We start from the raw sequence: 10,554 nt of genomic DNA, 5'->3' as shown, positions 1-10,554 counted from the left end.
CGACCACCGGCCTGGGCGACACCACCTATAGCTGGTCCCAGGGGACCCCCATGATGCAGGCGCTCTACGACGCCGGCGGGACCGACACCTTCGACCTGTCGGCCCACAGCCGCTCGTCGATCATCGACCTGACGCCGGGCGCCTATTCCTCGATCGCCTATTATTCGGCCCAGGCCCAGGCCGACTACTGGAGCGGCATCTATCCGAACTCCGCCGCCAAGATCGCCGAGTTCATCATCGATCCGCAGACCTACACCTGGTCCAACAATCTGGGCATCGCCTACGCCACGGTGATCGAGAATGTCCTGGGCGGGTCGGCCACGGACACCATCCTGGGCAATAGCGCGGCCAACTATCTGAACGGCGGGGCTGGAAACGATTTCCTGCGCGGCTTCCTGGGGGACGACAGCATCGTCGGCGGCGCGGGTTTCGACGACACCCACGGCAACCAGGGCGATGACAGCGTCCGCGGCGGCGACGGACACGACTGGGTGGTGGGCGGCCAGGGTAATGACATGCTCTACGGCGAGGCTGGCGACGACCTCGTCTACGGTAATCTCGGCGCCGACACTCAGGAGGGCGGGGACGGCGTCGACTGGGTGCGCGGCGGCCAGGCCAATGACAGTCTCTCGGGCGGGGCCGGCGACGACTGGATGTCGGGCGACCTCGGCGACGACACCCTCAGCGGCGGCCTGGGGGCCGACACATTCCGCACCTGGGGCGGCACGGGAATCGACCGGATCACCGACTTCAGCCGAGCTCAGGGCGACCGGGTGCAACTCGACGTCGGCACATCGGCAGCCGTCAGCCAGGTGGGCGCAGACACGGTCATCGACATGGCGGGCGGCGGCAAGATGATCCTGGTGGGCGTCTCCATGGCCACCCTCGATGGCGCCTGGATCTTCGCCGGCTGAACCGGCCGGGCTCTACCGGCTGACACCCGCCGCCCGGCAGCCTTGGGTGAAGGCGCTCAGCATGGCCGGCGGCGGGGCGTCATAGGGCCCGAACTGCGTAGCGCCGTAGGATCCCTGGATCACCTTGGCGGTCTGCATCACGGTCAAAAGATCCTGGGTGATCGGCCCGGCCGCCTCGAGGCCCGCGGGCCCCGCCAAGGATTCCGGTGTCACGGCCAGGGCGAAGGGTTCGCCATCGAACCCCACCGACAGCCGATCTTCGCTGGAGATCGGGATGATCTGCTCCACCGCCACCTGGAACGCGTCGGGATCGCGAGCGCAGCTCAGGCGGATCGGCGGGGTCTGCGCACTGGGCGCGGCGGGCACATAGCTCAGCGCCATCCCGGCCCCCGTGACGATGGACGACCACTGGGAGGCCGGCGGCTCGGGCGCCTGGGTCACCGGGGGCGGAGCCGGCTGGCACGCAGACAGGGCCAGCAGGGATAGGACGGGGAGCAGGATTTGGATGCGCATGGGTATGCCATAGCACACCAGCCTCCCGCGGCGACGCCCTGCACCTCCGACGGGACTGAGCTGGGGCCCGCCGCCCAAATCCCGCAGGCGCCCTTTTGAGGCTCAGACCTTGGGCTTTGGCGCCGTGCGCAGCTGTTCGTCGCGGTGGTCACGCTCCTTTTGAACGTCCTCTTCCGAAACCAGGTCGGCGAACGCCTCCGGCTCCGCCAGGGGGCGAAGTTCCAGCGCCCCGCTGGCGAAGGGAACCCGGCGCGCCCAGGCCAGGGCCTCGTCGGTGTCCTTGCAGTTGAGGATCCAGTAGCCCGATGCGAGCTCGGAAACGTTGTCAAAGGGCCCGTCGGTGACCACCGCGTGGCCCAGGCCTTCGAACCGGATGCGTTTGCCGGCGGCGCTGGACTGCAGGCCCGCCCCATCGAGGAGGACGCCGGCGGCGATCATCTCATCGTTGAACTTGCCCATATCGGCGATCAGCCGCTCGATGTCAGCGGGCATCTCGCCGCGTTCGGACTCGGGCGTCGCCTTGACGATCAACAGGAAGCGCATCGGTTCATCTCCTCGGGACGCAATGGGTCGCTCAAGTATGACGGAGGACGCAGCGCGATCCCGACAGCCGGTTGCGAAATTATCCACGAGGCGCCGAAGGGCGACGGGTCAATGGGCAAGGAAATATCCGCGGGTGGTAGCTGGAGGCGGGCTCGAACCGCCGACCTGTGGGTTATGAATCCACCGCTCTAACCAACTGAGCTACCCAGCCATGGGCCACCCGCGGAGCCGCGGGTTATAGGGTGGGATGTTCGCCGCTTCAAGCGGCTTGGGTGCGGCGCAAAGCCCGGCTAGAGTTGCGGCTCATATGAGCGTGCTCCACCTCCTTGGAACGGCCGGCGAAGGCGGCGCGGAGACGTACTTCGTCGACCTCGTGACAGGCCTCGCCAGCGCGGGGGTCAGCCAGGCCGCGGCTATCCGTCCGAACGCCAATCGGCAGGCCGCCCTGGCGGCCGCCGGCGTGCCCACCGCGACCTTCCGGTTCGGCGGCCCGATCGACATCCTGACCAAATCCCAGGTGGCCGGCTTCGCCCGGCGCAATGATGTGAAGCTGGCCCTGGCCTGGATGAACCGCGCCGCGCGGCACACCCCGAAGGGCCCGGTCCGCATCGGGCGCCTCGGCGGCTACTACAATCTCAAATACTATCGCGGCTTCGACGAGCTGGTGGCCAACACCGAGGACATCGCCGAGTGGATCGTCGGCCAGGGCTGGCCGGCCGGCAAGGTGCGCTGCATCCCCAACTTCGCCGCCGCCCCGCCCGAGACCGCGCCGGCCGACCGCGCGCCGCTGCATACGCCCGCCGACGCGCCCCTGCTGCTGTCCATGGGCCGGCTGCACGACGCCAAGGCTCACGACGTCACCCTGCAGGCCCTGACCCAGATCCCCGACGCCTTCCTGTGGATCGCCGGCGTCGGGCCTCAGGAGGCCAAGCTGAAGGCCATGGCCGCAGCGCTCGGCGTCGCCGACCGGGTGCGGTTCCTGGGCTGGCGCACCGACGCCTCGGCCCTCTATCGGGCGGCCGATGTCTGCGTCTTTCCCTCACGCTACGAACCCCTGGGCAATGTGGTGATCCAGGCCTGGGCCCATGGGCTGCCGGTGGTGGCCGCCGCCAGCCAGGGCCCCGCCGCCCTGATCCGCGACGGCGACGACGGCCTGCTGGTCCCCGTCGATGAGGCTGAGGCGCTGGCGCAGGCGACGCGGCGGCTGCTGGCCGACCCCATGCTGCGCATCCGGCTGGTGCAGAACGGGTCGGGCCGAGTGGAGGCGGAGTTCTCCGAGGCCGCCGTCGTGGCCCAGTGGCGCGCCCTGTTCGCCCACTACGGAGCGGCCTGATGTGCGGCATCGCCGGGGTGCTGCACGGGAGCGCGTCCGCGCGACCCATGATCGAGACCCTGACCCATCGCGGCCCCAATGGCGTGCGGACCGAGCAGGTGCGCGGCGGCTCGGTGGCCCACGCCCGCCTGTCCATCATCGATCTGGAGGGCGGCTGGCAGCCCCTGCACGCGGCGGGCGGCACGGTGATCGGCAATGGCGAAATCTACAACTATGTCGAACTGGCCGCCGAGTTCGGGTTGGCCGGCGAGCTCTCCACCGGCTCTGATTTCGAGCCCCTGCTACACCTCTACGCCAGGGAGGGACCCGCCGCGTTCCAGCGGCTGCGGGGCATGTACGCCTTCTGCCTGATCGGCGGCGACGGCCGCACCTGGCTGGTGCGCGATCCCTTCGGCATCAAGCCGCTCTATGTGCTGGAGCAGGACGGCGCGGTCTATTTCGCCTCCGAGCCCCGCGCCTTCGTCGGGTTGCTGGACGCGGACCTGGACGAGGACCGCGCCCGCGAACTGCTGGCCTTCAACTACACCCTGACCGGCGAGACCATCTTCAAGGGCCTGAAGCGCCTGGCGCCCGGCGAGATCGTCGAGGTGGTGGAGGGGACGCTGCAGGCGCCCACCCATCGCAGCTTCCTTTCCTCCCCCGTACGCTGCGCTACAGGGGAGGAAAATCTCATCTCGCGCCTCGACGCCGTGCTCGAAGACAGCGTCCGGGTCCACCAGCGGTCGGACGTGCCCTACGGCCTGTTCCTGTCCGGCGGCATCGATAGCGCCGCCATCGCCACCCTGATGTCGCGGCTGAACGCCCGGCCGGTCACCGCCTTCACCTGCGGTTTCGATGCGCCGGGCGCCAGGGACGAGCGGGGCCAGGCCGAGCAGGTGGCCAGGGCGCTGAACCTTGATTGGCGCGAGACCCGGTTCGACGAGGCCGACTTTTGGCGCATCCTCCCTCAGGTCGCGTGGGCCCTGGACGACCCCACCGCCGACTACGCCACCCTGCCCACCTACAAGTTGGCCGAGGCCGCCAAGGGGACCCTGACGGTGGTGCTCACGGGCGAGGGCGGCGACGAGCTGTTCGGCGGCTATGGCCGCTATCGCAAGGCCCTGCGGCCGGCCTGGCTGGGGGGGCGTCCAGCCGAACCTCGCCCCGGCGACGCCCAGGCCCTGGACCGATGGCGTGCGCAGGCCAGGCCGCCCGCTGGCCTCACCCGTCTGCAGCAGGCGCAGTGGGCCGACATCGCCACCTGGCTGCCGAACGACCTGCTGCTGAAGCTGGACCGCTGCCTGATGGCCCACGGGCTGGAGGGCCGCACCCCGTTCCTCGACCCACGCGTCGCCGACTTCGCCTTCCCCCTGCCCGACCGGTTCAAGGTGCGGGGGCGCTATGGCAAGTGGCTGGTGCGCAAGTGGCTGGAGCGGGTCTGTCCCGCCGCCGATCCCTGGGCCCGCAAGCAGGGCTTCACAGTTCCCGTCGACGCCTGGATCGCGCCCCGCGCCGCCGACCTCGCCGAGCGGATCGGCAAGGTGGAGGCCGTGCGGCGAGTCCGCACGCCTGACGCGGTCCGCGCCACCTTCGTCGGGGGTGGCTCCGAGCGCTGGCCCCTGCTGTTTTTCGCCGTCTGGTCGCTGATCCATCTTGAGGGTGCGAGCCCCGAGGACGCCTTGCGCCAAGCAGCGGGAACGATCTGACCCACATGCTATTGTGCTGAAAACCCCGGAGACTCCCATGCGTAGCCTGCTCTTCACCGCCGCGGTTGCGGCCCTGATCTCCGCATGCGGTCCGACCCAGGCGGCGCCCGGCGCGCCCGTGGAGACGCGGCCCGCCAACGGCAAGGACCAGGTCCCGGCCTTCGCGGGCCAGACCCGCGCGCCGGAGGTCAAGGCCGGCGTCGAGTACGAGGTCAAGACGGTCGCAGAGGGCCTGGCCAATCCCTGGGGGATCGCCTTCCTGCCGGATGGCAAGATCCTGGTGAGCGAGAAGCCCGGCCGCCTGCGGATCGTGGGCGCCGATGGGGCGCTGAGCGAGCCGGTGGCCGGCCTGCCCGCCATCTACGCGAAGGGCCAGGGCGGTCTGCTCGGCCTGGCGGTGGATCCAGCCTTCGCCAAGAACGGCCTGATCTACTGGAGCTATGCCGAAAGCCCGGCCGAGAAGATGACCAACACCGCCGTCGCCCGCGGCAAGCTGGTGGTGGCCGCAGACGGCCAGGCGAAGGTGGAGAACGTCCAGGTGATCTATCACCAGGCGCCCTCCCTGCAGTCGGTGCAACACTACGGCGGACGCCTGGTGTTCGCCCCCGACGGCAAGCTGTTCGTGACGCTTGGCGACCGCTCGGTGCTGCCGGGTCGCGTGCAGTCGCAGCAGATGGACAGCGCCATCGGCAAGCTGGTGCGCATCAACGCCGACGGCTCGATCCCCAAGGTCAACCCCTTCGTCGGCAAGGCCGGCGCCCGTCCCGAGATCTGGTCCATCGGCCACCGCAACGTCCAGGGCGCGGCGCTCAACCCCGCCACCGGCAAGCTGTGGACCACCGAACACGGTCCCCGGGGCGGCGATGAGCTGAACATCCCCGCCGCCGGCAGAGACTACGGCTGGCCCACCATCACCTACGGCATTGAATACCAGGGCGGTCCGATTGGCGCGGGCCTCACCGCCAAGGCGGGCATGGAGCAGCCGATCTATTACTGGGACCCAGTGATCGCGGCCTCGGGCCTGGCCTTCTATGACGCCGGCCTGTTCCCGAAATGGAAGGGCAGCCTGTTCGTCGGCGGCCTGGCCGGCAAGTCGGTGACGCGCCTCACCCTCGACGGCGAAAAGGTGGTGGGCGAGGAGCGCATCGCCACCGAGCTCAACGAGCGCATCCGCGACGTGGTGGTCGGCCCCGACGGCGCCCTCTACCTCGCCACCGACAGCGCCGAGGGGCGCATTCTAAAGCTGGTCCCGAAGGGGTAGTGCAAAACCCGATCATCCCGGCGAAGGCCGGGACCCAGGTGAAGCCCGCTCCCATCCCAGAATGAGCCGAGGCTGAATCTGGGGTCGTCTCCAACCGCACCGGATGAATCTGGGTCCCGGCCTTCGCCGGGATGAGCGGTTGGGAGGCGGGCTCCCTACGCCGCCACCTTCGCCAAGGCGTCGCGAGCCGCCGCGGCGATCTGGAAGGAGCGCAGGCGGGCGGTGTGGTCGAAGATCTGCGAGGTGACCATCAGCTCGTCAGCGCCGGTCCGCGCCACGAACTCGGCCAGCCCCGCACGCACCGTATCCGGCGAACCGATGATCGCCTGGGACAGGGCCGAGGCCAGCCCCGCCTGGGCCATGGGATCGAGGCGCTCGCCATAGCCCTCCACCGGCGGCGGCAGAGGTCCGGGCCGGCCGGTGCGAAGGTTGACGAAGGCCTGCTGGATGGAGGTGAATAGGAAGCGCGCCTCCTCGTCGGTGGGCGCGGCGACGATGTTCAAGCCCAGCATGACGTGCGGCTTGTCGCTGTAGTCCGAGGGCTGGAACTGGGCGCGATAGATGGCGATGGCCTGCATCATCTGGGCCGGGGCGAAGTGGCTGGCGAAGGCGAAGGGCAGGCCGAGGTGCGCGGCCAGTTGCGCTCCGAACAGGCTCGACCCCAGAATCCACACCGGGACCCGGGTTCCCTCCCCCGGCACGGCGCGGATCGCCTGGTTGGGCGCGGCGGGCTCGAAATAGTGCAGCAGCTCCATCACATCCTGCGGGAACTGGTCGACGTCGCCGGTCAGGCTCCGGCGCAGGGCGCGTGCGGTGAGCTGGTCGGAGCCCGGCGCGCGGCCGACTCCCAGGTCGATGCGGCCGGGATGCAGGGCCTCCAGGGTCCCGAACTGCTCGGCGATCACCAGGGGCGCGTGGTTGGGCAGCATGACCCCGCCGGCGCCGACCCGGATGCTGCTGGTGCCCGCCGCGACGTGGGCGATCACCACGGAGGTCGCGGCGCTCGCCACGCCGCGCATGTTGTGGTGCTCGGCCAGCCAGTAGCGCTTGTAGCCGAGGCGTTCGGCGTGGCGGGCGAGATCCAGCGTGTTGCGCAGGGACTGGCCGGCGTCGCCGCCCTGCAGAATCGGCGACAGGTCTAGGACGGAAAGCGGGGTCATGGTCCCCATATGGGAAGCCACGCGGCCAGAGTTAGAGGCCGAGCCGCGTGACCACCTCTTCGCCGATCGCCAGAGAGCTGGTGAGGCCCGGACTCTCGATGCCGAACAAGGTCACCAGATCAGCCATGCCGTGGGCTTCCGGGCCATCGATGCGGAAGTCCGGCTGCGGTTCGCCTGGGCCATGCAGCTTGGGGCGGATGCCGGCATAGTCGGGCGCCAGCGCCCCGTCCGGCAGGCCCGGCCAGAACTTGCGGATATAGCTGTAGAAGTCCGCGGCGCGCGCCGGATCGACGCTGTAGTCCAGGCTGTCGACGAATTGCAGGTCAGGCCCGAACACCGCCTGGCCGCCCAGGTCGCGGCGGTAGTGGGTGCCCAGCGCGCCGGGGATCGGCGGCGGATAGATCAGCCGGGCGAAGGGCGCCTTGCCGGTCAGCCGGAAATAGACCCCCTTGCCATAGTGACCCGCGGGGATCGTCTCCTTCGGGAAGCCCTCGATCTGCGCCGCCACCGCCTGGGCCGAGAGGCCCGGCGCGGTCACCAGGATGCGGCAGGTGAGCGTCGTCGGCTCCGCCCCGCCGGCCCAAACCGACCACCCACCGCCGGCGATGGGGCTCGCGCCCTCGAAGGGCGTCGAGGTCACCACAGCGCCGCCGCCGGCCTCGATCTCCCCCTGCAGGGCCAGCATGTAGCCATGGCTGTCGAACACGCCGCTCTGCGGGGAGATCAGGGCGCCTTCGCATTTCAGTTCGGGTTCGAGCGCCAGGACCTGCGCCTTGGTCATGTGCGCCATGTCCTCGACGTCGTTGGCCTGGGCCTGCTCCAGGATGGCGTCCAGCCGGCCGACCTCGTCGGCCGTCGTCGCCACCACCAGCTTGCCGCACCGGTCATAGGCGACCTTGTGGCTGTCGCAGAAGGCGTAGAGGGCCCGCCTGCCCTGCACGCAGAGCTTCGCCTTGAGGGAGCCGGAGGCATAGTAGAGCCCGCCGTGGACCACCTCGGAATTGCGCGCCGACACCCCCTCGCCGATGATCGGGCCGGCCTCCAGCACCGCAGTCACCAGGCCGCGCTTCGTGAGCGCATAGCCACAGGCCAGGCCCACGGCGCCCGCGCCCACCACCACCGCATCGAAATCAAAATCCGCCATGGATGGGTGGGTAGCCGATGCCGCGGGCGACGCCAAGCGGGGGCGGCCTCAACGCGGCGCGAAGGTCATCCGGATGCTCTCGCGGTAGAGCATGACCTGGCTGCAGACGGCCTTGGGGTCACCCAAGGTCTTGGACAGGATCAGCCCGGCGGTGGTGGCGCCGAACATGCCGTCGGCCAGGGCGGTCAGGTCGACCTCGGCGCGCGGCGGGTAGATCGCGGCGATCTCCTGCAGCCAGGGCAGGAACAGGCGTCGCCAGGCGATCAGGCCGTCGGCGTTTCGCTGGCGCACCTCGCGGTCGAAGCCCTGGTCCTGGAAGGTGATGGTGGCCACGAGGCAGCCGGGATGGTGCTCCACCAATCCCTCCATCGCCTCGGCGTAGAGCTTCAAGAAGATTAGGAAGGCGTGCAGCGGATCGTCCGACAGCTCCCGGGCGCGGGCGGCGAGGCCCGCCTGGAACAGATCGTTCTCCGCCTGGTAGCGGTCCAGCAGGCGCCGGGCGAGGTCGTTCTTGTCACGGAAATGGTAGAAGAAGCCGCTCTTGGTGATGCCAGCGGCCTCCACCAGTTCCTCGATGGAGGTGGCGGCGAAGCCCTTGCGGATCACCGCCTGATAGGTGACGTCCAGGAGGCGATTGCGTGTGCGCTCACCCTTCGACATCTGGTCTGACTGCACCGTCGGTGCAGTTTTTCCGCGCGCCTCGCCGCCCATCACCCTGTTCCGCTCGCCAAACCCCGGATAAGCGGCTCAGATACCAGGGAAATCCCGCCGCGTCCAAAACCGACCGCGCCTCCGCTAGAGGCCGGCACCCGCAAAAACTATCCCTCTCCGCCCAAATGTTAGGAGAAAGAAATGCAACATCGTGACCTTTCCGGGGCTGTCTTGTCTGGAGCCAGCGCCGCGGCGACCGAAAACTACATCGCCGCCGTCGAGGCCTATCACTGCTTCGCGGGCGACGCCGGCGGCCTGATCGAGGCGGCCATCACCGACAGTCCGGCCTTCACCATGGCCCATGTGCTGAAGGCCTACCTTCACCTGGTGGGGTCCAACGCCGCGGCCGTCGCCGTCGGCGTGGAGGCCGCCACCACGGCGCTGTTCCTGCCCGCCAACGACCGTGAACAGGGGCACCTGGCCGGGCTGCAGAAGATGCTGTCGGGAGAATACCGCGCCGCCGGCCGCATCTTCGAGGACCTCACCATCGCCCATCCGAAGGACGCGCTCGGCCTCCAGGCCGGCCAGCTGATGGACTTCCTGACCGGGGACAGCCGCATGCTGCGCGACCGCATCGGCCGCGCCGCCCCCTATTGGGACCAGGGCCGCCCCGACTATCACGCCGTGCTCGGCATGCTCGCCTTCGGCCTGGAGGAGACCGGTCTCTATGACCGCGCCGAGGCCGCCGGCCGCCAGGCCGTCGAGCTGCAGCCCCGCAACGGATGGGCCCAGCACGCCGTCGCCCACGTCCTGGAGATGCAGGATCGCCGCGCCGACGGGATCATCTGGATGCGCGCCGATATCGACGCCTGGACCCGCGAAAGCTTCTTCGCCGTCCACAACTGGTGGCACCTCGCGCTCTTCCACCTTGGCCTTGGCGAGGTCGACGAGGTGCTGAAGCTCTATGACGGCCCGATCTGGGGCGCCAAGTCCGACATGGCCTTCGACCTGGTGGACGCCTCGGCCCTGCTGTGGCGGCTATGGGTGCGCGGCGTCGATCTGGGGAACCGCTGGAACGAGCTGGCCGATGTCTACCAGGCCCGGGCCGACACCCTGGGCGCCTACGCCTTCGACGACACTCACGCCATGCTGTCCTTTGTCGGCGCCGGCCGCACCGACGCGATCCAGGCTCTGCTGGAAACCCAGCAGGCGGCGCTCAAGAGTCCCGGCGACAACGCCAGCTTCACGGGCGAGGTCGGCCTGCCCGTGATGGAGGGCCTCGTCGCCTTCGGGGCCGGGAACTACGGCCTGGCGGTTGAGCGTCTGCGGACGGTCCGCAACCGCTCAGCG

General features: G+C 69.5%; 10 protein-coding genes and 1 tRNA gene. 5 read left to right on the top strand and 6 right to left on the bottom strand.

Translation table 11 applies throughout. The features are described from left to right. The coding region (locus tag RMO97_RS12930; protein ID WP_310541469.1) for a calcium-binding protein at nucleotides 1-914 on the top strand (914 nt) is incomplete at its 5' end. A gap of 12 nt (nucleotides 915-926) precedes the next feature. Here the strand turns inward: RMO97_RS12930 and RMO97_RS12925 are convergent. The 3 genes from RMO97_RS12925 to RMO97_RS12915 form a co-directional block, all read right to left on the bottom strand. Next, nucleotides 927-1,427 carry a hypothetical protein gene (locus RMO97_RS12925; RefSeq protein WP_310541468.1) on the bottom strand — a complete coding sequence of 167 codons (501 nt, stop codon included), beginning with the start codon at nucleotides 1,425-1,427 and terminating at the stop codon, nucleotides 927-929. 102 nt (nucleotides 1,428-1,529) lie between these two features. Further along, on the bottom strand, nucleotides 1,530-1,970 hold the full coding sequence (locus RMO97_RS12920) for a YciI family protein (RefSeq protein WP_310541467.1): 441 nt from the start codon (nucleotides 1,968-1,970) through the stop codon (nucleotides 1,530-1,532). Between the two features lie 134 nt (nucleotides 1,971-2,104). Next, nucleotides 2,105-2,181 (bottom strand) — tRNA-Met (locus RMO97_RS12915). Nucleotides 2,182-2,277: 96 nt separating this feature from the next. Here RMO97_RS12915 and RMO97_RS12910 point away from each other — a divergent pair. Genes RMO97_RS12910 through RMO97_RS12900 form a run of 3 tightly spaced genes read left to right on the top strand, consistent with a single transcriptional unit; the run spans nucleotide 2,278 to nucleotide 6,249 of the window. Next, nucleotides 2,278-3,303 (top strand): glycosyltransferase, encoded by a 1,026-nt coding sequence (locus RMO97_RS12910; protein WP_310541466.1) that lies wholly within the window; start codon nucleotides 2,278-2,280, stop codon nucleotides 3,301-3,303. Then, the gene (gene asnB, locus RMO97_RS12905; RefSeq protein ID WP_310541465.1) at nucleotides 3,303-4,988 is read left to right on the top strand and encodes an asparagine synthase (glutamine-hydrolyzing); all 1,686 of its coding nucleotides are present in this window, start codon (nucleotides 3,303-3,305) and stop codon (nucleotides 4,986-4,988) included. Before RMO97_RS12910 ends, asnB begins: the two co-directional genes overlap by 1 nt. Nucleotides 4,989-5,025: 37 nt before the next feature. Next, on the top strand, nucleotides 5,026-6,249 hold the full coding sequence (locus RMO97_RS12900; RefSeq protein WP_310541464.1) for a PQQ-dependent sugar dehydrogenase: 1,224 nt from the start codon (nucleotides 5,026-5,028) through the stop codon (nucleotides 6,247-6,249). A 155-nt stretch (nucleotides 6,250-6,404) separates the two neighbouring features. On the opposite strand, the gene RMO97_RS12895 is transcribed toward RMO97_RS12900, so the two are convergent. From RMO97_RS12895 to RMO97_RS12885, 3 genes are read right to left on the bottom strand one after another with little or no spacing between them, the layout of a single operon-like run. After that, a complete protein-coding gene (locus RMO97_RS12895; RefSeq protein WP_310541463.1) occupies nucleotides 6,405-7,409 on the bottom strand; it encodes an LLM class flavin-dependent oxidoreductase in 1,005 nt (334 codons plus the stop codon). A gap of 31 nt (nucleotides 7,410-7,440) precedes the next feature. After that, a complete protein-coding gene (locus RMO97_RS12890; protein WP_310541462.1) occupies nucleotides 7,441-8,553 on the bottom strand; it encodes an NAD(P)/FAD-dependent oxidoreductase in 1,113 nt (370 codons plus the stop codon). A 48-nt stretch (nucleotides 8,554-8,601) separates the two neighbouring features. Further along, nucleotides 8,602-9,213 carry a TetR/AcrR family transcriptional regulator gene (locus RMO97_RS12885; RefSeq protein WP_310541461.1) on the bottom strand — a complete coding sequence of 204 codons (612 nt, stop codon included), beginning with the start codon at nucleotides 9,211-9,213 and terminating at the stop codon, nucleotides 8,602-8,604. A 192-nt stretch (nucleotides 9,214-9,405) separates the two neighbouring features. Here RMO97_RS12885 and RMO97_RS12880 point away from each other — a divergent pair. Further along, a partial coding sequence (locus RMO97_RS12880; RefSeq protein WP_310541460.1) for a tetratricopeptide repeat protein occupies nucleotides 9,406-10,554 on the top strand: 1,149 nt, incomplete at its 3' end.

The sequence above is a fragment of the Phenylobacterium sp. genome, from assembly GCF_031425575.1.
In the GTDB taxonomy this organism is placed as follows: domain Bacteria; phylum Pseudomonadota; class Alphaproteobacteria; order Caulobacterales; family Caulobacteraceae; genus Phenylobacterium.
This window is presented reverse-complemented; position numbering and strand designations above follow the sequence as displayed.

Coding starts and splice junctions, on each gene's coding strand:
- RMO97_RS12920 (WP_310541467.1), bottom strand. CDS start 1,970: ATGCGCTTCCTGTTGATCGTCAAGGCGACGCCCGAGTCCGAACGCGGC.
- RMO97_RS12895 (WP_310541463.1), bottom strand. CDS start 7,409: ATGACCCCGCTTTCCGTCCTAGACCTGTCGCCGATTCTGCAGGGCGGC.
- RMO97_RS12900 (WP_310541464.1), top strand. CDS start 5,026: ATGCGTAGCCTGCTCTTCACCGCCGCGGTTGCGGCCCTGATCTCCGCA.
- RMO97_RS12890 (WP_310541462.1), bottom strand. CDS start 8,553: ATGGCGGATTTTGATTTCGATGCGGTGGTGGTGGGCGCGGGCGCCGTG.
- asnB (WP_310541465.1), top strand. CDS start 3,303: ATGTGCGGCATCGCCGGGGTGCTGCACGGGAGCGCGTCCGCGCGACCC.
- RMO97_RS12925 (WP_310541468.1), bottom strand. CDS start 1,427: ATGCGCATCCAAATCCTGCTCCCCGTCCTATCCCTGCTGGCCCTGTCT.
- RMO97_RS12910 (WP_310541466.1), top strand. CDS start 2,278: ATGAGCGTGCTCCACCTCCTTGGAACGGCCGGCGAAGGCGGCGCGGAG.
- RMO97_RS12885 (WP_310541461.1), bottom strand. CDS start 9,213: ATGTCGAAGGGTGAGCGCACACGCAATCGCCTCCTGGACGTCACCTAT.